Annotated in this window: 22 protein-coding genes; 15 read left to right on the top strand and 7 right to left on the bottom strand. The window is 68.5% G+C overall.

Translation table 11 applies throughout. The features are described from left to right. Nucleotides 1–4: 4 nt before the first annotated feature. The gene (locus ACIBG5_RS01070) at nt 5–2,932 is read right to left on the bottom strand and encodes an FAD-binding and (Fe-S)-binding domain-containing protein (protein ID WP_396389390.1); all 2,928 of its coding nucleotides are present in this window, start codon (nt 2,930–2,932) and stop codon (nt 5–7) included. A 46-nt stretch (nt 2,933–2,978) separates the two neighbouring features. On the opposite strand from ACIBG5_RS01070, the gene ACIBG5_RS01065 reads away from it, so the two are divergent. Further along, on the top strand, nt 2,979–3,707 hold the full coding sequence (locus ACIBG5_RS01065) for a maleate cis-trans isomerase (RefSeq protein WP_396389389.1): 729 nt from the start codon (nt 2,979–2,981) through the stop codon (nt 3,705–3,707). Then, nucleotides 3,704–4,351: a GntR family transcriptional regulator gene (locus ACIBG5_RS01060; RefSeq protein WP_396389388.1), complete on the top strand. Its 648-nt coding sequence runs from the start codon at nt 3,704–3,706 to the stop codon at nt 4,349–4,351. Before ACIBG5_RS01065 ends, ACIBG5_RS01060 begins: the two co-directional genes overlap by 4 nt. A 19-nt stretch (nt 4,352–4,370) precedes the next feature. On the opposite strand, the gene ACIBG5_RS01055 is transcribed toward ACIBG5_RS01060, so the two are convergent. After that, nucleotides 4,371–5,852, bottom strand: coding sequence for an NAD-dependent succinate-semialdehyde dehydrogenase (locus tag ACIBG5_RS01055; protein WP_396389387.1), 1,482 nt, complete (start codon nt 5,850–5,852; stop codon nt 4,371–4,373). Then, complete coding sequence (locus tag ACIBG5_RS01050) at nt 5,852–6,133, bottom strand: hypothetical protein (protein ID WP_396389386.1); 282 nt, start codon at nt 6,131–6,133, stop codon at nt 5,852–5,854. The genes ACIBG5_RS01055 and ACIBG5_RS01050 overlap by 1 nt, the downstream gene beginning before the upstream one ends. Before the next feature lie 80 nt (nt 6,134–6,213). On the opposite strand from ACIBG5_RS01050, the gene ACIBG5_RS01045 reads away from it, so the two are divergent. Beyond that, complete coding sequence (locus ACIBG5_RS01045; RefSeq protein ID WP_396389385.1) at nt 6,214–7,467, top strand: aspartate aminotransferase family protein; 1,254 nt, start codon at nt 6,214–6,216, stop codon at nt 7,465–7,467. 10 nt (nt 7,468–7,477) lie between these two features. On the opposite strand, the gene ACIBG5_RS01040 is transcribed toward ACIBG5_RS01045, so the two are convergent. Continuing rightward, nucleotides 7,478–8,767, bottom strand: coding sequence for an MFS transporter (locus ACIBG5_RS01040; protein ID WP_396389384.1), 1,290 nt, complete (start codon nt 8,765–8,767; stop codon nt 7,478–7,480). Nucleotides 8,768–8,955: 188 nt separating this feature from the next. On the opposite strand from ACIBG5_RS01040, the gene ACIBG5_RS01035 reads away from it, so the two are divergent. From ACIBG5_RS01035 to ACIBG5_RS01025, 3 genes are read left to right on the top strand one after another with little or no spacing between them, the layout of a single operon-like run. Beyond that, a complete protein-coding gene (locus tag ACIBG5_RS01035) occupies nt 8,956–10,128 on the top strand; it encodes an amidohydrolase family protein (RefSeq protein ID WP_396389383.1) in 1,173 nt (390 codons plus the stop codon). A gap of 33 nt (nt 10,129–10,161) precedes the next feature. Then, a complete protein-coding gene (locus ACIBG5_RS01030) occupies nt 10,162–11,487 on the top strand; it encodes an amidase family protein (protein WP_396389382.1) in 1,326 nt (441 codons plus the stop codon). 24 nt (nt 11,488–11,511) lie between these two features. Further along, nucleotides 11,512–12,324: a MerR family transcriptional regulator gene (locus ACIBG5_RS01025; protein ID WP_396389381.1), complete on the top strand. Its 813-nt coding sequence runs from the start codon at nt 11,512–11,514 to the stop codon at nt 12,322–12,324. Here ACIBG5_RS01025 and ACIBG5_RS01020 read toward each other — a convergent pair whose 3' ends face one another. Together ACIBG5_RS01020 and ACIBG5_RS01015 are read right to left on the bottom strand one after the other, a co-directional pair. Then, on the bottom strand, nt 12,325–13,650 hold the full coding sequence (locus ACIBG5_RS01020) for an MFS transporter (RefSeq protein ID WP_396390751.1): 1,326 nt from the start codon (nt 13,648–13,650) through the stop codon (nt 12,325–12,327). It lies immediately after the preceding gene. Then, nucleotides 13,647–13,799, bottom strand: a complete 153-nt coding sequence (locus ACIBG5_RS01015; protein ID WP_396390778.1) for a hypothetical protein — start codon at nt 13,797–13,799, stop codon at nt 13,647–13,649. Before ACIBG5_RS01015 ends, ACIBG5_RS01020 begins: the two co-directional genes overlap by 4 nt. A 445-nt stretch (nt 13,800–14,244) precedes the next feature. On the opposite strand from ACIBG5_RS01015, the gene ACIBG5_RS01010 reads away from it, so the two are divergent. From ACIBG5_RS01010 to ACIBG5_RS00975, 8 genes are read left to right on the top strand one after another with little or no spacing between them, the layout of a single operon-like run. After that, nucleotides 14,245–15,267, top strand: a complete 1,023-nt coding sequence (locus ACIBG5_RS01010) for an ABC transporter substrate-binding protein (protein ID WP_396389380.1) — start codon at nt 14,245–14,247, stop codon at nt 15,265–15,267. A gap of 4 nt (nt 15,268–15,271) precedes the next feature. Beyond that, the gene (locus tag ACIBG5_RS01005; protein ID WP_396389378.1) at nt 15,272–16,318 is read left to right on the top strand and encodes a FecCD family ABC transporter permease; all 1,047 of its coding nucleotides are present in this window, start codon (nt 15,272–15,274) and stop codon (nt 16,316–16,318) included. Beyond that, entirely contained in the window at nt 16,315–17,358 is a 1,044-nt protein-coding gene (locus ACIBG5_RS01000) for a FecCD family ABC transporter permease (RefSeq protein ID WP_396389377.1), read from the top strand. The genes ACIBG5_RS01005 and ACIBG5_RS01000 overlap by 4 nt, the downstream gene beginning before the upstream one ends. After that, nucleotides 17,355–18,176, top strand: a complete 822-nt coding sequence (locus ACIBG5_RS00995; RefSeq protein WP_396389375.1) for an ABC transporter ATP-binding protein — start codon at nt 17,355–17,357, stop codon at nt 18,174–18,176. The genes ACIBG5_RS01000 and ACIBG5_RS00995 overlap by 4 nt, the downstream gene beginning before the upstream one ends. Then, nucleotides 18,173–19,006: a carbon-nitrogen hydrolase family protein gene (locus ACIBG5_RS00990; RefSeq protein WP_396389374.1), complete on the top strand. Its 834-nt coding sequence runs from the start codon at nt 18,173–18,175 to the stop codon at nt 19,004–19,006. The genes ACIBG5_RS00995 and ACIBG5_RS00990 overlap by 4 nt, the downstream gene beginning before the upstream one ends. Next, nucleotides 18,999–20,609 (top strand): amidohydrolase, encoded by a 1,611-nt coding sequence (locus ACIBG5_RS00985; protein ID WP_396389373.1) that lies wholly within the window; start codon nt 18,999–19,001, stop codon nt 20,607–20,609. Before ACIBG5_RS00990 ends, ACIBG5_RS00985 begins: the two co-directional genes overlap by 8 nt. After that, on the top strand, nt 20,609–21,571 hold the full coding sequence (locus tag ACIBG5_RS00980; protein WP_396389372.1) for an acetamidase/formamidase family protein: 963 nt from the start codon (nt 20,609–20,611) through the stop codon (nt 21,569–21,571). Before ACIBG5_RS00985 ends, ACIBG5_RS00980 begins: the two co-directional genes overlap by 1 nt. A 48-nt stretch (nt 21,572–21,619) precedes the next feature. Beyond that, on the top strand, nt 21,620–22,315 hold the full coding sequence (locus ACIBG5_RS00975; RefSeq protein WP_396389370.1) for a GntR family transcriptional regulator: 696 nt from the start codon (nt 21,620–21,622) through the stop codon (nt 22,313–22,315). A 12-nt stretch (nt 22,316–22,327) separates the two neighbouring features. On the opposite strand, the gene ACIBG5_RS00970 is transcribed toward ACIBG5_RS00975, so the two are convergent. After that, nucleotides 22,328–23,038 carry a TetR/AcrR family transcriptional regulator gene (locus ACIBG5_RS00970; protein WP_396389369.1) on the bottom strand — a complete coding sequence of 237 codons (711 nt, stop codon included), beginning with the start codon at nt 23,036–23,038 and terminating at the stop codon, nt 22,328–22,330. Between the two features lie 103 nt (nt 23,039–23,141). On the opposite strand from ACIBG5_RS00970, the gene ACIBG5_RS00965 reads away from it, so the two are divergent. Beyond that, nucleotides 23,142–24,686 (top strand): DHA2 family efflux MFS transporter permease subunit, encoded by a 1,545-nt coding sequence (locus tag ACIBG5_RS00965; RefSeq protein ID WP_396389368.1) that lies wholly within the window; start codon nt 23,142–23,144, stop codon nt 24,684–24,686. The last annotated feature ends 44 nt before the right edge of the window (nt 24,687–24,730 follow it).

Below are 24,730 nucleotides of genomic sequence, written 5' to 3'. Positions count from 1 at the left end.
TCGATCAGCCGCCCGTTGCCTGGGGTAGGGCTGCCGCTAGTAGTTCGGCGAGGTGGCGGGGGTGGCGGGTGGTGCCGTGGGTGATCTGGGTGCGGCAGCTGAAGCCGTCGGCGAGTACGGCGGTTGCCTCGGGCAAGGAACGTACGGCGGGGAGCAGGACGCGCTCGCCGATCGCCTTCGAGACCGCGTAGTGGTCGCGCTCGAAGCCGAAGTTGCCGGCCAGTCCGCAGCAACCGGAGTCGGGGATGGTCGCGTCGATCCCGGCCGCGGCCATCAGCCGACGGTCGGCGTCGAAGCCGAGTGCGGCGTGCTGGTGGCAGTGCGTCTGCACCAGCGCTTCTCCCCCGACCTGCGGCGGTTCCCACTCGGCCTCGGCGAGCAGCTCGGCGAATGTGCGGGTCGCCTTCGCAACCTGGTCGGCAAGTGGATTGTCGGCAATCAGATCCGGTGCGTCGTGGCGGAGTGCCGCCGTACAGCTCGGTTCGAGGCCGACGATCGGCGTACCGGCGACCAGATGCGGCTCGAGGGTCTTGAGCGATCGAGTGAGCACGCGTCGGGCCTTCTTCAGTTGGCCCGTCGAGATCCAGGTCAGCCCACAGCAGACCGGCTTGTCCGGCAGCACCACCTCGAACCCAGCCACCTCCAGCACCCCAACCGCAGCCCGCCCGATCTCAGGCGCCAGGTAGTTCGTGAACGTGTCCGGCCACAGCACAACCTGTTGTCCACCGGTCGACAATCCCCTGCCGCGCTTGGCGAACCAGCTCGTGAAGGTCTCCGAAGCGAACGTAGGCACAGCGCGCTCGGCCGCGATTCCACCCAGCTTCTTGACCAGACCGAGGCCGGCAACCTTGTTGGCCAACGCAGGCACCGGCGAGGCGACCCGGGCCCAGAGCGGGAGCCAGCCCATCGACCAGTGCGACATCGGCCGCGCCCATGGACGGCGCGCGTAGTGATGCTGAGTGAACTCAGCCTTGTACGTCGCCATGTCGACGTTCACCGGACAGTCGGACAGACATCCCTTGCAGGACAGGCAAAGGTCGAGGCCATCGCGGACCTCGGTCGATCGCCATCCGTCCGCGATGACGTCACCCTGCAGCATCTCCCACAGCAGATGCGCGCGGCCGCGGGTCGAGTGCAGTTCATCCTTGGTTACCTGATAGCTCGGGCACATCACTCCGCCCGAGCTCTGCCTGCACTTGCCGATCCCGACGCAACGGCGCTGTGCCTGGGCGAAGTCGTTGTCGTCATCCGGGTACGCGAAGACTGTCAACAATCTGCGGTCCTTCGCCGGACCGTCATGCCGGATCGCCAGGTCCAGCGGCGGCGGGTCGACGATCATCCCGGGGTTCATCACCCGCGCCGGATCCCAGATCTCCTTGAGTTCCGCGAACAGTCGCACACCGTCGACGCCGTACATCCGACTGAGCAGCTCACCCCGCGCTCGGCCGTCACCATGTTCTCCGGACACCGACCCGCCGAGTTCGACCACGAGATCGGTGGCCTGCTCAACGAACTCCCGGTACGTCGCGAGGCCGCGCGCACTGAGCAGGTCGAAGTCGATCCGCATGTGCATGCAGCCCTCACCGAAATGCCCGTACGACGCTCCGGACAGACCGTGCCGCCCCATCACCTCGTCAAGCCCGCGAAGGTAGTCCCCCAACCGCTCCGGCGGCACGGCGGCGTCCTCCCAACCACCCCACGCCTCCGCCCCGTCAGCGCGCCGCGTCGCCAGCCCCGCGGCATCTGTCCGGCAACGCCACAACACAGCCTGTGCCCCCGGATCAGTAACCAACGAAGCCGTCGGAAACCGCCCTCCCCCACCCACAGACAAGCCCCCTCCATCGGCCCTCCCCCGGAGGTCGTCGAGCATGGTTCGGGCGGCAGCGATGGCGGAGTGTTCATCCTCGCCGCCCATCTCGATCAGGAGCCAGGCGTTGCCCTCCGGCAGACCGGCACGCACCGCGGCATCGCGGACCTCGCGCGGCAGGCGTTCGACGAGGTCGCTGTTTATGGACTCCATCGTGAGCGGGCCGTGCCGCAGCACGATCGGCACACAGTCGGCCGAACTGATCGAGTCACCGAACCCGAGCACACACAGAACCTTTGCCTTCGGCAACTCGGTCAACGCCACCGTCGCCCGCAGCGTCGCCGCGAGCCCACCTTCGCTCCCGGTCAACAATCCGGCCACGTTGTACCCGTACTCCGGCAGCAACCGATGCAACGCGTATCCCGAGATCTGCCGCGTGAACTGCCCGAACCGTCGCCGGATCAGCAACTCATGCCGATCGACAAACCGCTGCAGCGCGCGATGCAGCTCCCCCTCCCGCCCCGGCCGCGCCGCACACTCCGCGCGGTCCGCAGTGGAATCCACCGTCATCCTGGTGCCGTCAGCAAGCACCACATCCAGCGAGCGCAGATTGTCGGCAGTCGTCCCCCACGCCACCGAATGCGCACCACACGCATTGTTGGCAATCATCCCGCCCAACGTCGCCCGGCTCCCCGACGACGGATCCGCCCCGAACGCCAGCCCGTACGGCTTCGCCGCAGCCAGCAGATCAGTCAGTACGACGCCCGGCTCTACCACCGCGGTCCGCGTCGCCGGATCGATCTCCAGGATGCGATTGACGTGACGGGACGCATCGATCACCACGCCACCGATCGCATTGCCCGCCATCGACGTACCACCGCCACGCATCACCACCGGAGCGCCGGCCGCCGCGGTCAGCGCCACCGCCGTCGCCAGGTCCTCGGCATCCGCGGGTACGACGACCAGGTCCGGGACGGCGCGGTAGTTCGAGCCGTCCACCGCGTACAGCGCCCGGGTCCGCCGGTCGTCCGCGACCACACCCCGCAGGTCCCGGCGCAGCCCGGCCACCAACCCGGGGACGTCGTACGCGACATTTCCGGTGCCGGAGCTCTCACGGGTTAGCATTGTCGACAATCTACCTATTGCGACGCGGGTCAGCCAGGAGGTCGGAATGGTCACGCTGGGGCTGCTCTATCCCGGGCACAGCGCGGAGGACGACTACCCGGCGCTCGAGGCGCGGCTCGACGGTACGGTCCGGCTGCCGGTCGTGATCACGTCGGTGGGCGAGGACGCGCACCGGATCGACGCCCTGCTTGACCTCGGCCGCGCCGAGCGGCTCGCCGAAGGCGCCTCGGAGCTCGCGGCCGAAGAGCCGGACGCGGTGATGTGGGCGTGTACGTCGGGCAGTTTCGTCTTCGGCCCCGAGGGCGCCCGCAACCAGGCGTCCGGTGTCGCCCAGGCGATCGGCGTACCGGCGTCCTCCACCTCGATCGCGTTCGTGGACGCGTGCCGCGCGCTCGGCGTACGGCGGGTCGCGGTGGCGGCGTCGTACCCGGAGGACGTGGCGCAGCACTTCGTGCGATTCCTGACCGGCGGCGGGGTCGAAGTGGTGTCGATGGGCAGCCACGGAATCGTCACCGCGGCCGAGGTCGGGACGCTCGCGCCGGACCGGGTGATCGCAATGGTGAAGGCCGCCGACCACCCGGACGCCGAGGCGATCCTGGTGCCGGACACCGCGATGCACACGCTGGAGATTGTCGACGATCTGGAGACCGCGGTCGGCAAGCCGGTGCTGACCGCGAACCAGGTGACGGTCTGGAAGGGACTCGACTTGCTCGGCCAGGTACCTTCTCTGCCAGGTCTGGGAAGTTTGTTTGCCTCAAGGGGGACGGAAGTGTGACCAGTTACATCGAGCCGCTGGCCCAGGAGTCGACGCCGAGCATCATCGCCGACAAACTGCGCAAGGCCATCGGCCACGGGGAGCTCAAGCCGGGCACGCAGCTCGGCGAGGCGGACCTCGCCCGCAAGCTCGGCGTCAGCCGCGGACCTCTGCGGGAGGGCATGCAGCGGCTGACGCAGGAAGGGCTGCTGGTCGCGATTCGCAACCGCGGCCTGTTCGTGATCGACATGACCGCGGACGACGTCCAGGACATGTACCTGGCCCGCGAGGCGATCGAGCGCGCCGCCGCCCGCAAGATCATGCTGGGCGACCACAAGGCCGCCGGCGAACAACTGCTCGCCATCGTCCACGAGATGGCCGCAGCGGAAGGTGACCCGGCGGCCGTCGGCGAGCTCGACATCGCGTTCCACGAACGCCTGGTCGAGCTGGCCGGCAGCTCCCGGCTGTCCCGGATGCACCGGACGTACATCACCGAGACCCGCATGTGCATCCACGCCCTCGAGGAGACCTACACGACGTCCGAGGTTCGCGTCGGCGAGCACGAGCGCCTGGCCGAAGCCATCCGCAACGGCGATGGTCTGCACGCCGACGATCTGCTCATGGCCCACATGGACGACGCCATCGCTCGCCTCACATCGCGGTAGAGGCCCGATTCCTTCGCGATCAGGGCATCGCGATGCCGATGTACTTGGTCTCGAGGAACTCGTCGATGCCGACAGAGCCGCCCTCTCGGCCGAGACCGGATTGCTTGACGCCACCGAACGGGGCGGCGGGGTTGGAGACGACACCCTGGTTGAGGCCGACCATGCCGGTCTCGAGGGACTCGGCGATGCGGAGCGCGCGGCGGAGGTCGTTGGTGAACACGTAGGCGACCAGGCCGTACTCCGTGTCGTTGGCGGCCGCCAGCCCTTCGTCGTCCGTCGTGAACGGCGTCAGCGGCGCGACCGGGCCGAAGATCTCCTGGTCGGCCATCGCGGCATCCCGGGGTACGCCGGTGAGCACCGTCGGCGGATAGAAGTAGCCGTTGCCCGGGGCAACCTCTCCCCCGGTGAGGACGCTGGCGCCGCGGTCGACGGCATCGGCGACCAGCGACTGGACCTTGGTGAGACCGGCCTCGTCGATCAGCGGTCCGACCTTGACATCGGGTTCGGTGCCGCGGCCAACCGTCAGCGCTGACATCTTTGCTGCGAGACGGTGCCCGAACTCGTCGATGACCGAGGCATGCACGAAGATCCGGTTGGCCGCCGTACACGCCTCGCCCATGTTGCGCATCTTGGCCGCGATCGCCCCGTCGACCGCCTCGTCCAGATCCGCGTCCTCGAACACCAGGAACGGCGCGTTGCCGCCAAGTTCGAGCGACGTCCGCAGGACCTTCTCGGCGCACTGCTCCAGCAGGGCCCGCCCGACCCGCGTGGAGCCGGTGAACGACAGCTTGCGAGCCAGCCCGGACCTGATCAGCGGCTCCATCACGCCGCCCGCGTCCATCGCGGTGACGCAGTTGACCGCACCTGCCGGTACGCCGGCCTCCGCGAGGATCCCCATCAGCGCGAGCATCGACAGCGGTGTCTGGTGCGCGGGTTTGATCACGCTCGTGCAGCCGGCCGCGATCGCCGGGCCGAGCTTGCGGGTGCCCATCGCCATCGGGAAGTTCCACGGGGTGATGAGCAGGCAGGGGCCGACCGGCTGCTTGGTGATCAGGAAGCGGGCGTTGCCGGCGGGCGCGGTCTGGTACCCACCGTCGATCCGGACCGCCTCGCCCGCGAAGTGCCGGAAGAACTCGGCCGCGTACGCGATCTCGCCGCGCGCCTCCGCGAGCGGCTTGCCCATCTCGAGCGTCATCAGCAACGCCAGATCGTCGACACGCTCCATCAGCAGCTGGTACGCCGCCGTCAGCATGTCCGCGCGGTCGCGGGGAGATGTCTTGGCGAACGCCGGCTGCGCCGCGACGGCCGCATCGAGCGCGGCGCGCCCGTCGGACGGTGTCGCATCGGCGACCGCACAGAGCACCTCGCCCGTCGACGGATCGACCACGTCGAACGTCGTACCGCCCTCCGCATCGGTCCACTTGCCGTCGATGAAGAGGCGCTTCTCAACCGCCTCGACGACCCGAGCCTCCTCGCGAGACACATCCCGCCCGCCACCCATCACTCCACCCCCACTCCGCTCAGCAACCACCGCTCCGCCCCCATCCCGCCCGGCACCCACTGCCCCACATCCACTGCCCCGGCCTCGCCACGCCCGGCAACCGCTGGCCCGGTCTCGCGCCGCCCGGCAACCACCACCCCGGCCTCACGCCGCGCGCCATCCACCACCGCGGCCTCACGCCGCGCGCCATCCACCACCGCGGCCTCGCCACGCTCGGCGACCATCGCCCCGGTTGCATACCGGTCGGCATCTATTGCATTGGTTGCGTTTCGCTCGGTCATTCGCACCCCTTCACCGGCCTCGACACCTGAGATACGCTGATTGTCGACAATCTACCAGTCGACATCTGGAGGGGAAGTCCGTGGCCGAGCTGTCGCAGATCCTGAAACAGGCGACCGGAGTCGTCGCCGCCCGCGGTGAGGGCGTGCAGCTGTTCGACGAGGACAACCGCCGGTATCTCGACTTCACGGCCGGCATCGGCGTGACGTCGACCGGGCACTGCCATCCCCGCGTGGTCGCCGCCGCCCAGGAGCAGGTCGGCAAGATCATCCACGCGCAGTACACGACCGTGATGCACCGGCCGCTACTGACACTCGTCGACCGCCTCGGCGAGGTCCTCCCCCAGCACCTCGACCGGATGTTCTTCGCGAACTCCGGCAGCGAGGCGATCGAAGCCGCGCTGCGCCTCAGCCGGCAGGCGACCGGACGGCCGAACGTGATCGTGTTCCACGGCGGCTTCCACGGCCGGACCGTTGCCGCGGCATCGATGACGACCTCCGGGACGAAGTTCCGGTCCGGCTTCAGTCCCCTGATGGCCGGCGTACACGTCTCGCCGTTCCCGGACCCGGGCCACTTCGGCTGGCCGGTCGAGCAGGCGACGGACTTCGCGCTGAGCCAACTCGACTACGTCCTCCAGACCTTGAGTACGCCGGCCGACACTGCCGCCTTCTTCGTCGAACCGGTGCTCGGTGAGGGTGGCTACGTCCCGGCGAACGAGCGGTTCTTCGCCGGCCTGCGGGAACGCGCCGACGAGCACGGGATCCTGCTGGTTGTCGACGAAGTACAGACCGGATTCGGGCGGACCGGGAAGTTCTGGGGTGGTGATCACTTCGGTTCGCGCCCGGACATCCTGGTCACAGCGAAGGGGCTCGCGTCCGGCTTCCCGTTGTCGGGCATCGCAGCCCCGTCGGCGTTGATGGAGAAGGCGTGGCCCGGCTCGCAGGGCGGGACGTACGGCGCGAACGCGGTCGCGTGCGCGGCGGCGGTGGCGACGCTGGACGTGATCCAGGACGAGGGTCTGGTGCAGAACTCGGCCGAGCGCGGTGCTCAGCTGAAGCAGGCTTTGCAACTGGTGGCGGACAAACACGAGCAGATCACCGACGTGCGTGGGCTCGGGTTGATGGTCGGCAACGAGTTCCGTGACGCCAACGGCAAACCCGACCCGGTCACGGCAGCCGCCGTACAGCAAGAGGCCGCCCGCCGAGGACTCCTCTTGCTGACCTGCGGCGCCTGGAGCCAGGTGGTCCGCTTCATCCCCGCCCTCGTCGTCACCCCGGACGAGATCGACGAAGCCGCCACCATCTGGTCCGACGCGGTCTCCGCCATCACCACCTGACCCACACTTGTCAGGCGCGGTAGGCGGGGAAGTCGCGCAAGGTGCGGATTGGCGTGGCCAGCGGGAGCGTGCGGGTGCAGGCGAACAGGACAGCCAGCGCCCACATGGCGGTTCGGATTCCGAAGCCGGCCGCCAACGCTCCGCCGGTCACCGCGCCGAGCGGACCTGTGCCGAAGACGAGGAACCGAGAGCTCGCGGTGACCCGGCCGAGCAACCGAACGGGCACGTAGCTTCCCCGGAACGTGGCGGTAATGATGTTCGAGACTGTGGAGCCTGTCAGCACCACGAGGGATCCGGCCGCGAACAGCGACAGCCGCCAACCGGAACCGGCGGCCGGGAGGAGCAGGATGAACGGCGCGATCGCGAGATTCGCTATCAGGTAGGCGCGCGCATTGCCGAAGCGCCGCACGATCCGCGACGCGAACACGGCGCCCAGGATGCCGCCGACGCTGCTCGCACCGATCACCAATCCCACGGTGCCCGCACTCGCGCCCTCTGTACGCACCAGGTAGACAATCCGCAGTGCGGCCAGCCCCATCATCGCGAAGTTGCCGATCGCCGCCATCGCAGTCATGGCCACCAGGAAACTCTCGCGCCGGATGAACCCGAAACCCTCGGCGATCTGACGGAACACGCCCAGATCACCGGCCCGGTCTCGCTGCGCCTCGGGCCCGACTCGCAGTACCGCCAAGCAGGCCGCCGAGACCAGGAACGTCAGCGCGTCGATGAGGACCCCGCAGACCGCGCCCGCCACCTGTGCCAACAGCCCTCCCAGGCCCGGACCGGCGAGCTCGGCCGCCGACGCGCTGGTCTGCAGTTTGGAGTTGCCCTCGAGCAGATCCTCGGGGGCCAGCAGATGGGGCAGAAACGCGTTGTACGCAAGGTCGAAGAACACCTTGGCGATGCCGGCGAGCAGCGCTGCCGCCAGCAGCATCCCCATGGTGAGTACTCCGGTCCACGCCGCGATCGGGACACCGGCCAGCACCACCGCCGACACGAAATCGGCGGCCAGCAGGACGCGTCGACGCGGCCAACGGTCGACCCACGCCCCGGCCGGAAGCCCGATCACCAGAAACGGCACCCAGTTCGCGGCTGTCAGCAGCGCCACCATGCTGGTGCCTGCATGGAGGGTGGTCACCGCCACGAGGGGCAGGGCCACAGTCGTGACGGCCGAGCCGAATCCGCTGGTTGATTCGCCGACCCAGAACAAGCCGAAGTTCCGCGTCCGCAGCAGACCACCAACCGGCCCACGTCCTGGTCCGGGCGTGCGCTCGTGCGTGGCGACGGTCTCGGCGTTCATGCAACCGTCTCTTCTCCTGCTCCACGGATCTCGGCAACGAATTCGACCGAGCGGCAAGTTACTACGACCGTCATCGAACTTGCGACCGGTTTTCGGAGTCAGGCCTCCAAGGCACCGCTCTCACCTGAGCGCGATGCGGGCAGCTGTGAGCCGTTCCCAGCGGCCCTCGAGGTTGCGACGATTCGGGAGTGACTGGTCGCCTGCTACTGCATTCCGGATCCGTGCTCGATGTCGCGTCTGGTGATGTGCGGGCGGCGGACGTCGTACTCGCCGACGATCGGATTGTCGACGTTGGACCAGGGTTGGATGGGGACGAGGAGGTCGACTGTTCCGGTGGGTTGCTGCTGCCCGGGCTGATCGACTGCCACACGCACGTCTGTCTCACGCAGATGCTGAGCGATGCGGACGGCCTGCCACGGTCGACTCGGCCGCTCTCCGCCGTACCCGTACTCCGGACCTTGCTGAGCCTTGGCGTCACCACGATTCGCGATGCATGGGGAGCCGATGCCGGCGTACGGCTCGCAGTCGAGCGCGGGTGGATCGAGGGGCCTGAGGTGCTGATCAGCCTCCGCCAGGTGTGTACGACGGGCGGCATCGGCGATCTGTGGGCAGCGGACCTCGGGCCGGTCGACTACTTCGGCGATCCGTCGATGCCGGACCCGGTGTTCAACGGCGCGGACGGAGCGCGGGCCGTCGTACGGCGGATGGTGCGGGCCGGAGCGGACTGGATCAAGCTCACTGCGACCGGGTCGTTGGCGCTCGGGACCGGTGTGCATGACGTCCAGTTGACTGTCGACGAGATGACGGCGCTGGTGGACGAAGCACGCCGGCAGGGCGATCGCCGGGTCATGGTGCATGCCCACGGCGCGCGGGCAGCCGAAGTGGCGGCGCGGGCCGGCGCGGCGAGTATCGAGCACGGGACGTACCTCGACGAGGCTGCTGTTGAGGCGATGGCTGCAGCCGGCACGTTCTACGTGCCCACATTGTCGACAACCCAACCAGATCCTGAGCATGCCCCCGACGGCGCTCCGGAGGCGCACCGTAAGTCGGTCCGGCTCGCGCTCGATGCGGGGGTGCCGATCGCGATGGGCACGGACAATCCAGTACGCCCGCACACCGAAGTACTGCGGGAGCTTGAGCACCTGGCGGCGGCCGGCCTGGGCGATGCCGGAGCGTTGCGCGCGGCAACAATCGACGCCGCCCGGCTGCTCGGGCTCTCGGACGACCGCGGCGAGATCTGCGCGGGTAAGCGCGCAGACCTGGTGCTGATCGACGGCACGGACCTGGGCTGTACGTCGCTGGAGTCCCGCATCCGGACGGTGTTCCACAACGGGCGTGCGGTCGGTTGCCCCTCCCGTTGACCCTGACACTGTGTCAGACCGTAGACAATCCGCATGATGACAACAGCAACCGAGATCGGCCGCCGGATTCGGGCCGGTGAGGTGACGTCGCGCGAGGTCACGGAGCAACTGCTGGCGCGGATCGCGCACGACCAGAGCGTGAACGCGGTGGTCGAGACGAGGGCGGAGTTCGCTCTGCGGAGTGCGGACGAAGCTGATGCGGCGGTTGCGGACGAGCGTGAGGTCGGGCCGCTGCACGGCGTACCGATGACGATCAAGGAGTGTTTCAACGTCGCGGGCCTGCATACGACCTGGGGCAATCCGGCGTTCGCGGAGTATGTCGCGGATCGGGATGCGGTGGTGGTGGAGCGGCTCAGCCGGGCCGGCGCGATCATTGTCGGCAAGAGCAATGTCCACACGATGCTCGCGGATTTCGGACAGACCACGAACGAGATCTACGGGCGGACGAACAATCCAGCGGACCTCGCCCGCACACCGGGCGGCTCGAGCGGAGGCGGCGCGGCCGCGCTCGCGGCGGGCCTGAGCTACCTGGAGTACGGGTCGGATCTGGTCGGGTCGATCCGGCTGCCGGCGGCGTACTGCGGCGTCTACGGGCTGAAGCCGACCGCCGGACTGGTTCCGCTGCAGGGCTTCCAGGTGCCGGGGCCGCCGGAAGTGCCGAACGAGTTCCCGAACTTGTCGACAATCGGACCACTCGCGCGATCGGCTGCCGACCTGCGGACAGGGCTGCGGGTGACCGGCGGCCCGGCCGCACCGTTCTCCTGGGAACTGCCCCGGTCGCGCCACGGCCGGCTCGCGGACTTCCGGGTCGGCGTGGTGACCGACCATCCCGCGGCGCCGGTGTCGAGTGAGGTAGGCGACCTGCTCTCGGCGACGGTCGACCAGATCGGCCGGAGCGGTGCGAAGATCGTCGAGGGCTGGCCCGACGGTGTCGATCCCTGGGACCAGGCCGAGGCGTTCGGATCGCAGGTCGAACTGTTCTTCGCGCTGCACGGTGGCGAGCCGTCATCGCTGAGTCTCGGCGAGGTGATTGAGCAGGAGCGGCGAAGAATGGGCGCGCGGATGAAGTGGCAGCAGTACTTCAAGGAGGTCGATGTGTTCATGTGTCCCGCCAGCTTCACCGCGGCGTTTCCCCATGACGACCGGCCGTTCGAGGAGCGCACCATCACGACGTCGTACGGCGAGCAGCGGTATGACGCCCAGGTGTTCTGGATCGCGCACGCCTCACTGACCGGGCATCCCGCACTCAGCATGCCGATCGGGCACACACCGGACGGGCTGCCGGTCGGCGCGCAGGTGATCGGTCCGTGGCACGAGGACGACACCGCGATCACGTTCGCCGAACTTGTGGCTGGTTGACGTCACCGCGGAAGGAGGCTGAGATTGTTCGCAATTGGAGAGTTTGCACGGCATGGGCGGGTGTCGATCCGCATGTTGCGGCACTACGACGCGATCGGACTGCTGCGGCCGGCGTACGTCGATCCGGCGACCGGCTATCGCAGCTACACCGCCGGGCAACTCGCGGACCTCAACCGGATCGTCGCTCTGAAGGATCTCGGGTTCTCGCTCGAGCAGGTACGGACGATGGTCGCCGACGAGATCGGCCCGACCGAACTGCAAGCATTGTTGACAATCCGACGCGCGGAGCTTGAATCCACTGTTGCCGAGAGCTATACCCGGCTCGCCCAGGTCGAGTCACGCCTGCGCAGCATCGAAACTGACCTCCCCACCGCCGATGTGGTGATCAAGGAGCTGGCGGCCGTCCGGCTGGTCGGACTGACGGCAACCGCCGCGAGCTTCACGCCCGCGGACATCAGCCCGGTGGTCCATCCACTCTGCGCCGAACTCGGCCGCCGGCTCCCCCACGCCGCCGTCCGGCCAACCGGCCACTTGACCTGCCTGTACGAACGCTCCCACCAGACCGAGGACGAAGTCGTCGTCCGCGCGACTGTTCCGGCAGCGATCGAGGCCGAGGGCAACCTCAACGGCCTGGAGTTCATCGACCTGCCCGCGGTACGTGCGGCGACGCTGGTGCATCGCGGACCGATCGACCAAGTGCTACCCGCGTGGCAGGCGCTGGCCCGCTGGATCGACGACAACGGCCATCGGTCCAGCGAGCCTGCGCGGGAGCTCTACCTCGACTGCCCGGACGATCCCGCCGGCTGGGTCACCGAACTGCAGGAGCCGATCGAGTAGTCAGGCTCTGGCCGGCTCGGGTTCCAGAGCGACCGGGGGCGGCGCCCCTTCGGTGCCTGGAACGGTAGTGCCGTTGAGCGGGCAGCGGGTGGTTTCGGGGACCTTGACGAGGGCTATGGCGCCGATGATGCAGGCGGCCATCATGTAGTACGCCGGCACCAGGGCGTTGCCGGTCTTCGCGGTGAGCCAGTCGTTCACGGCGGGCGCCGTACCTCCGAACAAGGAGGTCGACACGTTGTAGGCGATCGCGAAACCCGCGTACCGGACATGGGTCGGGAACATCGCCGGGAAGGTTGCCGAGATCGTCGCGAGCTGCGGGACGTACAGCAGACCGAGCACCGCGAAGCCGACGATCGCGCCGAGCATGTTCGTCCCCATCAGGAGGAACATCGGCGCCCCGAAGATGAACAACCCGGCCAGCGAGACCCACCACAGCGGCTTGCGGCCGACCCGATCCGATAGTCGGCCGGCGAACGGCAGGAAGATCATCATTGTCAACATTCCGATGATCGGCACGATCAGCGACTCGTCCGCGGTGAGCTTGATCTCGCTCTCGAGGTACGTCGGCATATACGTCAGCAGCGTGTAGTTGACGACGTTCAGGGCGACGACCATGCCACCGAGCCGGAGGATCGGCCGCCAGTAGCCGGCCAGCAGATCCCTGAACTGGTGCGTTGTCTGCTCTTCCTTCTGGCCCTTCGCCTCGAGCTCGCGGAAGACGGGCGTGTCCTCGAGACGCGACCGCAGGTAGACACCGACCAGGCCGAGCGGCGCGGCCACCAGGAACGGCAGGCGCCAGCCCCACGCGTGCATCTTCTCGTCGCCGAGCACCAGCGAGAAGAACAGCATCAGCAGGGCACCGGCGGAGAATCCGGCCAGCGTTCCGAACTCGAGGAAGCTGCCCAGGAATCCACGCCTGCGACTCGGGGCGTACTCCGCCATGAAGGTCGCAGCACCGCCGTACTCACCACCAGTCGAGAAACCCTGGATCATCCGGAGCACGACCAGCAGCGTCGGCGCCCACAGTCCGATCGAGTTGTACGACGGGACCAGGCCGGCGAGCAGCGTCGCGCCGGACATCATCAGGATCGTGATCGCCAGCACGTGCTTGCGGCCGAGCCGGTCACCCAACGGCCCCCAGACCAGACCACCCAGCGGCCGGACCAGGAACGAGACCGCGAATGTCAGCAATGCGAGCAGCGTCGCGCTCTCGGTGTCGCCCGGGAAGATCGCTGCCGAAATGTAGGTCACGCCGTAGGCGTAGATGCCGTAGTCGAACCACTCGGTCGCGTTCCCGATCGCCGATGCGGCGATCGCCCGCTTCAGTACGCCGGGCGGCGGCTCGGAATCAACCGAAGTCCGCGAATCACCCGACCGCCCACCTCCACCGGACGCACCGCCACCACCTGACGCACCGCCACCACCTGACGGACCGCCACCTGACGGGCCGCCTCCACCCGATGCACCGCCTCCACCTGACGGACCACCTCCGCCTGGCGATCGGCCCCCGCCCGGACTGTTGACGGGCGGCCGGCTCTCGACGGGTGTGTTCCTGAGCGGCTGGGGCCCGACTGGCGGTTGGGTCTCGGCGTCCACGGTGTCCTCCTGTCTTCACACGGCCTCACCCGGGTGCCCACCTCACGCCTTCGGCACACACTGACGGCCAGGTCGTAGTTTTGTTGACAATCCGAACATTAACCATGTGCATTAGTGAACAGCAAGGAGTCACGCCGCTACGCACGGAGTTCTCACCGCGATCGACCGCGGCGGGGCGCGTGTCCGTGTAGCAGGTGTTCCAGATTAAAACCTGCTCGAAGCGTTGACACGACCCATGGGCAGTCCTACCTTCGTGCGATATACAGCATTTCGCATATCACAGGTCTCTCGAGTTTCACTCCCTGTCTGTTCTAAGGAGCACCTATGAATGCTGGACTCTCCCGACGTCCCCGTCCGCTGGCCAAGGTCACCAAGCTCACCAGGCTGACCAGGGTCACCAAGCTCACCAGGGTCGCGACGACCGTTGCCGCCGCCGTCAGTGTGATCGCCGTCGCGGCCTGTGGCAGCGGCCCCGGCAGCGACGCCGCGGCCGGCGATACCGCCGAGGCGGTGACCATCCAGGCAGCCACTGGCGAGGTCAAGCTGCCCAAGCCCGCTGTCCGCGTCGCCGTGATGCAGTGGCAGTTCCTCGAAGACCTGCTCGCCCTGGGCGTTCAGCCGGTGATGATCGCCGATGAGCAGCAACCAGGCAGCGGGAACCCGATGCCCCCGCAGTTCGAGGGCAAGCTCGGCAAGTACACCTCGCTCGGCAGCCGCATCTCGCCGAACCTCGAGATCCTCTCGGCTGAACCGATCGACCTGATCGTCGCCGACAAGTCCGAGCATCTGAAGGACTACGAGCAGTTCTCGCAGATCGCACCGACGCTGATCCTCGACACCTCCAGCTGGGCCGACTTCTACCCGAACCTGCAGAAGCTCGGCCAGGCCGTCGGCAAGGCGGACAAGGCCGCCGAGACGGAGAAGAGCCTCAAGGACTCCATCGCGGCAGGCAAGAGCAAGCTCACCGCTGAGGCGGGAAAGCGCGCGCTGATCGGCGTCCCGACGCCGGACAAGTTCTTCGCCTTCACGGCCAACTCCCTGCAGGCAGGGGTGCTGTCCGAACTCGGGCTGACCTGCGCCTACAAGGAAGTCGCGGGCAAGCTCAGCGACCAGACCCCACTCGAGTCACTGGCGCAGACCAAGGCGGACGCGATGTTCCTGACGGTCGATCCGGGCTCTCCGGTGGTCACCGACACCTGGAAGGGCAACTCGCTGTGGGACTCGATCCCGGCGGTCCAGACCAACCAGGTGCACACGGTCGACCGCGGCGTCTGGTCGGTGGGTCGCGGAGCGCTGTCAGTGCCGATGATGGTCCAGCAAACGGTCGACACCTTCGCCAAGGGCTGACCCGATGCAGACCACCACCACAACCCCGCCACGCGAAGCGGCCGATCGGATCCGGCCGCTCCGTGTCCCCCTCGCCGCCGGCGTACTCGTCCTGCTGATCGCCTGCGCACTCAGCCTGATGGTGGGCAGCAACGGCACAGCGTCCCCGGGCCAGGTCGTGCAGGCACTCACCGGCCACGCCGATCCGCAACTCACGGCCGCCGTGCAGAGCCTGCGGCTCCCACGGACCGTGCTGGCGTTGCTGATCGGCGCCGGCCTTGCGGTCGCCGGCGCGCTGATCCAGGGCGTCACCCGCAACCCGATCGTGGAGCCGTCGATCATCGGCGTGAATGCCGGCGCCGCACTCGCGGTAGCGCTGGTGACCTACACCCTCGGCGCCACCGCATTCCGCCTCGGCGGGATCAGCCTGATGCCGTTCGTCGCCTTCGCCGGGGCAGCGGCCGCGGCCGGGCTGGTGTTCGTGATCGTCGCCGGCGTCGACATGACACCGGGACGGGTGGCTCTCGCCGGCGTGACTGTGGCGCTCCTCGCGAACGCGCTGGTGATGAGTGTCGTCGTGCTCAACGACAACGCGGTGCAGTTCCTCCTGCGCTACCTGGTCGGTGGGGTCGACGGCGCGAGTTGGGCCGGCGTCCGAACCCTTTTGCCCTACAGCATCATCGGCCTCGGCTGCGCGTTCCTGCTGGCGAAGTCGGTGACCGTGCTCTCGCTCGGTGACGACATCGCCCGCGGTCTCGGCCTGCCGGTCGAGCGGGTTCGGCTGCAGGCACTGGCGCTCGTCGTCGTGCTGGCCGGTGCCGCCGTTGCGGTGGCCGGGCCGATCGCCATGGTCGGGCTGCTCGTTCCGCACATGGCGCGCTGGTCTGTCGGTACGTCGTACTTGCGGGTGTTCGGATTCAGCATCGTGTACGGCGGGGCGCTGCTGGTCACCGCGGATGTCGTCAGCCGAATCGTTGTCCCCAGCACCGAAGTCCCGGTCGGTGTACTGACCGCGGTGCTCGGCACGCCGTACTTCATCTATCTGGCCCGGCGCGGAAGGGGTGTCGTATGACGGTCCTGACCGAAGTGTTGCCGTCGGCAATGATCCTGCGGAGGGTCGGATACCGGCGCCGGCTGATCGTCGTCGGGCTGCTCGCCCTGGTAGTCGTCGCGTCGGTGATCAGCATCGGCATCGGCGCCGTACAGATCGACCTCAGCCGGATCCTCCGGGCGCTGACCGGGACCGGCACGATCGCCGATCACCGGATCGTCATCGGATTCCGGTTGCCGCGGATCCTGGTCGGCCTCTGCGTCGGCGCCGGCCTCGCGGTGTCCGGCGTCATCCTGCAGGCAGTCACCCGCAACCCACTGGCATCCCCCGCGGTGATCGGTGTGAACGGCGGAGCAGGACTCGCCGCACTGCTCGTACTGAGCTTCTCCAGCAGCGCCGCTGCCATCTGGCAGGTGCCGGCTGCCGCGTTCGCCGGTGCTGCAGTGGCCGGCGGTACGACGTACCTCCTGTCACGGCGGGACGGCATCGTCAACCCCGGCCGGCTGGCGCTGATCGGCGTCGCGTTCGGCGGACTGTCGCTGGCGTTGATCCAGTTGATCATCGTCACCACCTCCTTCACCGGTGACGTGCAAGCCGCGCTGCGCTGGCTGACCGGCAGCCTCTGGGGCCGGTCCTGGATCCACGTCGAACAGGTCGCTCCCTGGACCCTGGTGCTCATCCCACTGGCCTGGTTTCTGGCCGACCAACTCAACCTGCTCGGGCTCGGCGACGACGTACCCCGTGCCCTCGGCTCGCGGCTGGAGGCACTCAAGCTCGGGCTGCTGGCCATCGCCGTCGCACTGGCCGGATCCGCGGTTGCGGTCGGCGGCACGATCGCCTTCGTCGGCCTGCTCGCACCCCACCTGTGCCGCCGCCTCGTCGGACCCGGCCACCGCCTCCTGATCCCGGCCTCGGCTTGCATCGGCGCGCTGCTCGTGGTGGTCGCCGACGCTCTCGGCCGCGCGATCCTGCCGCCGGCGGAGATCCCGGTCGGACTGTTCACCGCGGTGCTCGGAGCACCGTACTTCCTGCTCCAGCTCCGGAAGGGACTGCACGCATGACTGATCATCCGCCCGCTCGGCTTCGCACCGAGAACCTGCGGCTCAGCTACGGCCCGTTGGTGGTGATCCCCGACCTGAGCATCGAGATCGAGGGAGGCGCGGTCACCAGCCTGGTCGGCCGCAACGGCTGCGGCAAGAGCACCCTGCTGCGCTGCATCGGCCGCCTGCTCGACGCGCGGTCGGGCCGGGTCCTGCTGGACGGCAAGGAGATCGCCGCGATCTCGTCCCGGGCCCTGGCACAACAGCTCGCGATCCTGCCTCAGGGCCCGACCGCGCCGGAGGGCATGACGGTGATGGATCTCGTCGAGCACGGCCGGTATCCCCATCGGCAGTTCCTCGGTATCAAGTCCGACGAGGACCGTCGCACGGTGGCGTGGGCACTCGAGCAGACCGGGATGTCCGACCTCGCGCACCGCCCGCTGGAACGACTCTCCGGTGGACAGCGACAGCGCGCCTGGATCGCGATGGCGCTCGCCCAGGACACCAGCATCATCCTGCTGGACGAGCCCACCACGTTCCTCGACGTCGCGTACCAGCTGGAGCTGATGGAACTGCTCCGGCGGCTGAACCGGGAGCACGGTACGACGATCCTGATGGTGCTGCACGACCTCAACCAGGCGGCGGCGTACTCGGATCGGATGGTCGCGGTCCGCGACGGCAGCGTCTACGCGAACGGCCGGCCGGACGAGGTACTGACCCGCACGATGGTGAGGGATGTGTTCGGTCTCGAGTCCGATGTGATCCCCGACCCGCGTACGGGCAGTCCACTGTGCATTCCGTACGCCATCGCGCCAAAGCCGGCGGTGGTGGCGTCATGAGGGTGAGTGTCGTCCAGCTCGGTTCCGGCTCGGACCGGGGCGCCAATCTGGACGCGATCGAGAAGGCGCTGCGGACCGCGGCCGAGAACGGCAGCTCACTGGCGGTGTTGCCCGAGGCAAGCATCTACCGCGGCCCGTTCGACTCCCGGTACGTCGAAGCCGAGGACGGACCGGCGATCGGGCGACTGGCCGGTCTCGCCCGTGACCTCGACCTCCGCTTGGTCCTCGGCGGGGTCTGGACAGCGTCGGACGACGCCCAGCGCGCCTACAACAGTTGCCTCGTGTTCGACCGTGACGGCCGGATCGTGGCGCGGTACCGGAAGGTCCATCTGTTCCGGCTGGACCGGCCGGGCGAACCAGCCGACGACGAGGCCGCGTTCACCGTCGCCGGTGACAACACCGTGGTCGTCGGGGCCGACGACGTCACGCTGGGGCTCAGCATCTGCTACGACCTGCGGTTCCCCGCGTTGTATCGAAGCCTGGCGAAGGCCGGTGCGACGGTGTTGACGGTGCCCGCGAACTTCTCCGCGTACACCGGCCCGGCGCACTGGGAGGCCTTGCTCCGGGCGCGTGCGATCGAGAACCTCTGTTACGTGCTGGCGCCCGCCCAGATCGGGGCCGACCTCACCGGGTTCACAGCGTACGGGCACAGCCTGGTGATCGACCCGTGGGGCACGGTGATCGCTCATGCGGACGACTCCCCCGCCGTACTCGTCGTCGACCTCGACCCGACCGTGATCCGGGCCCGGCGCGACGAGCTCAGATCACTCGAGCACGACCGACCGGACGTCTACGCCCAGCCGCCGAGGATCGAGGATCTCCATGGTTGACACGTTGTTGCACCAGGCAAGAATTGCGGCCGGGCCGTGGGCACTGGACGGCACCGCGGAACCGGTGTGGATCGCAGTCGACGGTGGCCGGATCACGGCGATCGGCCGGCCCGGCGAGCCCGCGCCGGCCGCGACCCAGGTCATCGAGTTGGACGGTGCGACGCTGCTCCCCGGCTTCGTCGACAGCCATACTCACCTGGGCTGGAGTGCGGAGGATCGCTGGACCGTGAACTGGTCGGACACGACCAGCCACGACGACGCACTGGAAAGCCTGCGGACGGTGGCTTCGCGAATCACCGCCGGCGACTGGGTGACAGGTGGCGACTGGCTCCCGGCGACACTGCCTGACCGTGACCTCCCAACACTCGACGAACTCGACCGCGCCACCGACGGTCGACCACTGTTCCTCCGGAGCCTCGACCACAGCACGGCATTGCTGAACAGCCTCGCGCTCGAGAGGTCGCGGATCAGTTCGGACACCCCCGATCCCGCCGGCGGCCGGATCGAGCGGTACGACGACGGCCGCCCGACCGGTGTACTCCGGGGTACCGCCGTGTGGAGCCGTCTGGCGGCGGGCGTCGTGCCACCGCCGAATCGAGCGAGACGGCTGGCCGAGATGCGCGATCTGCTCGCCGACCTGTCCAAGCGCGGCATCACCGAGGTGCACGACATCGCGACGTACCCGGTGGAGGATCGCCGGACAGCGATCCACCTCGAACGCTCCTTCACCGACGTCGGCCTGATCGACTCGCTGGCCGGCGAACTGTCAGTGCGCTACAGCTTCAGGCCGTCGATCTGGCGGGTCGACGACTTCACCGCCGTCGAACCGAACTCGCCGCTGATCTCGTTCGGCGGGTTCAAGATGTCGCTCGACAACGGCTGGTACTCACAGCCCGGCGGACCGCGGATCGACTCGTTCCGGTACCCCGGTGCCGATGAGGCCGGTCGGCTCGGGAAGCGTGCGGATGCCCTCGGCGCCGCGCTGTCGATCCACGCGATGGGCGACCTCGGCGTCGCCGAGGCGCTCGACATCCTGGCCGGACTACCGTCCCGCGCCGGTACGTCGTTGCCACCGCACCGGGTGATCCACGCTCGCCGGATCCAGCCTCAGGATCTCGCCCGCGTCGCCGCGCTGGGCGTAGCGATCGAGGCACAGCCCTGGGAGATCGTTGCCCAAGGCCCAATCCTGACCGCCCGCGGCGACGAGGAGTTCGGTCGCGGGATCAGTCCGTACCGGAGTCTGCTGAACGCCGGCGCCGTCGTGACCTTCGGCTCCGACCGGCGGCTCGGGCTGCGGGTGGACCAGCGCGACACCGATCCACTCGTCGCGGTTCAGCTCGCGGTGACCCGGACCGGCGCCGATGGCCGGACCTTCCAGCCGGAGCAGTGCATCACACTCACGGAGGCGATGGCCTGTGCCACCACAGCCGGGGCCGTAGCCGCCGGTGCGGCCGCGGGCCGCGGCCGGATCGCCGTCGGGTACGACGCCGACCTAGTGGCCCTGGGCAACGACCCGTGGACGCTGCCTGCCGACCGGATCGCCGAGGCGCGGCCGGTACTGACGATGAGCGCCGGCCGGATTGTCTTCGGCGGTGGTGCGTGATGACCGTCGTTCGGGTCCCCCGGACCGCGCACGCGTTCGTCTTCGATGCCGCGACGACCCCGGCCGTCCGGGTGAGTCCGGGGACGTCGCTCGTGGTCGAGACCTACGACTGCTTCTCCAACAAGGTCTCCTCCGCCGAGCAGGTGTTCGGCCGCGAGCAGGATCTGATGGACCTGATCGGGCACTACAACCCGGTGACCGGGCCGATCTTCGTCGACGGCGCCGAGCCCGGCGACCGGCTCGCCGTACGGATCGATCGGATCGAGCTCGGCACGCTGGCGCCGTACGCCGCGACGCTTGTCACAGGCGACTCCAAGGGTGTGTGCGGCGGGCACTGGAGTCCACTCGAGAACGGATTGCCGGACACGCGGATCTGCCGGATCGATGGAGACACGGTGGTCTTCCCGACCGGGGTCGGCGATCTGCTGCTGCCAGTCCGCCCGATGGTCGGCTCGATCGCGACCGCGCCCGCCGCCGGATCGGCGAGTTCGCTGGAGTTCGGCCCGGGCCACGGCGGCAATGTCGACTGTCCCAGCGTCACGGTGGGATCGACCGTACTACTGCCCGTCAACGTCCCCGGAGCACTCCTGTCCCTCGGTGACGTGCACGCCTCGATGGGTGACGCCGAGGTCACCGGCACGGCCCTCGAGACCAACGCCGATGTGCACATCACCGTCGACGTTCTCAAAGGCAAGGACGAGCCGGTCACGCCTCGGCTCGATACCGCCGCGACGATCGGATCGATCGGGTGCGAGTTCGGTGCGCCGCTGGAGACGAACCTGCGGCACGCCTTCACGGACCTGATCGAACGGCTGCACACCGGTCACCGGTTGACCAGGGTCGAGGCGTACGAATTGCTCGGCGCCGCCGCACGGGTCCAGGTGAACCAGTGCGTCGCCGGCGGCTGGACAGCGGCGCACGTGAGCATCGCGCGATCCGTCCTGCCGGCGGGCTGGCGGTGACAGATATGCTGCATACCGAGCGTCATCCACTGTGAGGGGCGGACCGAGATGCCGTTGCCAGGCGGCGACAAGATGCCGATGCGGGTCAACGCCCAGGACATCGCGTACGAGCGACTGAAAGACTGGATCGTCAACGGGCCGCTCGAGCCAGGCGAGAACATCCGCGACCTGGAGGTCGCCTCGATGCTCGGGGTCAGCCGGACTCCTGTTCGCGAGGCGCTGATCCGGTTGTCCCAGGAAGGCCTCGTGGACATCGCGCGGGGCCGCAGCACGCGGGTCGCCGATCTGCAGTTCGGCCGCGCCGTACACCTGTACGAGCTCGGCGGCGTACTGGATGCGTACGCCGCCGAGACCGCAGCCGGGAGCCTCGACGACGACGCGCTCGGCCGGATGCGTGCGATGCTCGACGAGATGGCCGGCGCCGACGTCGGCCGGGTGCAGCAACTCGACGAAGAGTTCCACGACGTGTACTACCTCGCCGCCGGCAACCCGGTGCTGATGAGCTTCCTCGAACTGGTCAAGGTCGAGCTGCGCAGGATCGAGCGGGCCGCGTTCCGCGACGAACAGATCCGCAAGGAAGCCTTCGAGGAGCACACCCGGATACTGGCCGCGCTCGAGGCGCGGGATCCGGCCGGCGCCCGCGACGCCGCACTGAAGAACTGGCGCAACTCCTGGGCCCGGATCAAGGCCTGGATCGAACCGCAGACCGGCACGGTCCACCCCGACCACGACCGCATCGCCTGAGCTGTCCTCAGATCAAGCCTTTTCGGCGAGGGCGGCCAGGCCTGCTGTGATGACGGTTATGCCGAACTCGAAGCGTTCGTCGCCGGTGGCGCCGGCGGTGAGGGCGCCGGCTAGGGCGAGGGTGAAGGGAAAGCGGTCAGCCGGGAGGGACTCGAAGTACGTGCGCAGGCCGCCGACGAAACCTTCGATGTCTTCTGGTGTCCAGGCCGAGGCGCCCTGGACGGACTCTTCGAAGGCGATCGCGGTCACATAGAGCGGGATCAGGTCGACCGCCCACGCGGCTGCCTGGTCGGGAAGATTCCCGGCCTTGAGGATGGCCAGGAAGCGTTCGGTGCTGAGCAGGGCCTGCTCTCCCAGCGGCACCTGGCCGATCGCCGCCCGGGCGACGCCGGGGTTCGCGCGCATCACGCGGAGCATCTCGCGCATCGCGTCCTTCAACTGCTCCTGCCAGCGCTCCGGATCCGCTGTCTCCGGGAGCCGCATGTCCGAGGCCGCGCGGTCGACGAGGAGTTGGTCGAGTTCCTTCTTGTTCGCGACGTGGGCGTAGAGCGACGCCGGACCGGTGCCGAGAACCTGGGCGACCTTGCGCATCGAGACGGCGTCGTACCCCTGGTCGACCAGTAGGCGCATGGCCGCGTCGACGATCCGGTCCCGGGTGAGCGGTTCCTTCGGGGTGCGGGTGGGCTTCGCGGGGCTGATCGGCTGCCAGGGCGACTGGGTCATGGGACCACTGTAGCGAACACCGTACTTGACAGGAACAGTGTTCGTGAGTAGAACAGTGTTCGTTAACGAACACCGTTCGCGCCACGTCCTCCAGGAGCCACCGATGAGCACCTCGACCACCACCCCACCGGAGCCACCGGCCACCCAGACCGCCGCCTCCACGGCCACCGGCGAGACCAACGCCACCCAAGCCACCACCAAGACCGCACCCGGCGCCACCGGTCCGACAACCACCTCCAACGGGACGAGCGGTACGCCGTACAAGTGGCGCTGGATCGTGCTCGCGACCGTGCTGATCGCGGAGATCATGGATCTTGTCGACGCGACGATTGTCAACATTGCGGCGCCGTCGATCCGGGCCGAGCTCGGTGGGTCCGAGTCCGCGATGCAGTGGATGCTCGCCGGCTACACGCTCGCCTTCGCGATCGGGCTGATCAGCTTCGGCCGGCTCGGCGATCTGGTCGGTCGCCGGCGGTTGTTCCTCATCGGCGCTGTCGGCTTCACGGTCGCGTCCGCGGTCTGCGGGTTCGCCACCTCACCGGAACTGCTGATCGGCAGCCGGGTCGCACAGGGACTGCTCGGCGCGGTGATGATCCCGCAGGGGTTCGCGATCCTGAAGGCGGTCTTCCCGGCGGAAGAGATCGGCAAAGCGTTCGCGATGTTCGGTCCGGTGATGGGATTGTCTGCAGTCGCCGGCCCGATCATCGCCGGCGTGCTGATCGACGCGAACTGGTTCGACGCCGGCTGGCGGATGATCTTCTTCATCAACGTCCCGATCGGCATCGCCGCCCTGGTCGGCGCGCTCCGGTTCATGCCCGAGGTGAAGACACCCGGCGCGTCCCGGCTCGACACCGCAGGCGTCGTACTGGTCAGCCTCGCGTCCGGGCTGCTGATCTACCCGCTGGTCCAGGGCCGCGAGCTCGGCTGGCCGGCCTGGTCGATCCTGATGATGGTCGGGTCCGTCGGAGTGTTCGCGTTGTTCGGTTGGCGTGAGCGCCGGTCCGGCAACCCGGTCATCGACCCGTCGCTGTTCCGCAGCCGCGGGTACGTCGCCGGCCTCGCCGTCATCACCACGTTCTTCCTGGCGATGTCCGGCTTCATGCTGGTCTTCAACCTCTTCACCCAGCTCGGTCTGCACTACAGCCCGCTGAAGGCCGGCCTTGCGATGGTGCCGTTCTCGCTCGGCATCGCCATCGGCGCACCGCTGTCCGGCGGCCTGCTCGCACCGAAGTTCGGGCGCAAGGCGCTGCAGCTCGGGGTCGCGGTGATGACTGTGGCGATGGGCGGCGTGTGGCTCACCCTGCACACGTACGGCGACGCCACCACGATCTGGAACCTGGTCCCGGCAACCCTCGCGACCGGGATCGGTGCCGGACTGGTGTTCGCCCCGCTGTTCGACATCATCCTGGCGTCGATCGACGACCGGGCGGCGGGTTCGGCGTCCGGCGTACTGACCGCGATGCAGCAGTTCGGCGGTGCGATCGGGGTCGCGGTGATCGGCACGATCTTCTTCCAGCTGCTGCCGGCGCATGCGTTCCTCGGCGCCACCAAGACCGCGGTACTGGTCGCGATCGGCATGTTCCTGGTCAGCCTCGCCGTCACCTGGCTGCTACCGAAGCGCGCCCGCGAGGGCACACCCGCGCACTGAAGGACCCCACGACCCGCAGTTCAGGCAGCGTGGCGCCGGAACTG

Source organism: Kribbella sp. NPDC050241, assembly GCF_044459685.1.
In the GTDB taxonomy this organism is placed as follows: domain Bacteria; phylum Actinomycetota; class Actinomycetes; order Propionibacteriales; family Kribbellaceae; genus Kribbella.
The sequence above is the reverse complement of the archived record's forward strand: the minus strand, read 5'-3'. Positions and strand labels throughout refer to the sequence as shown.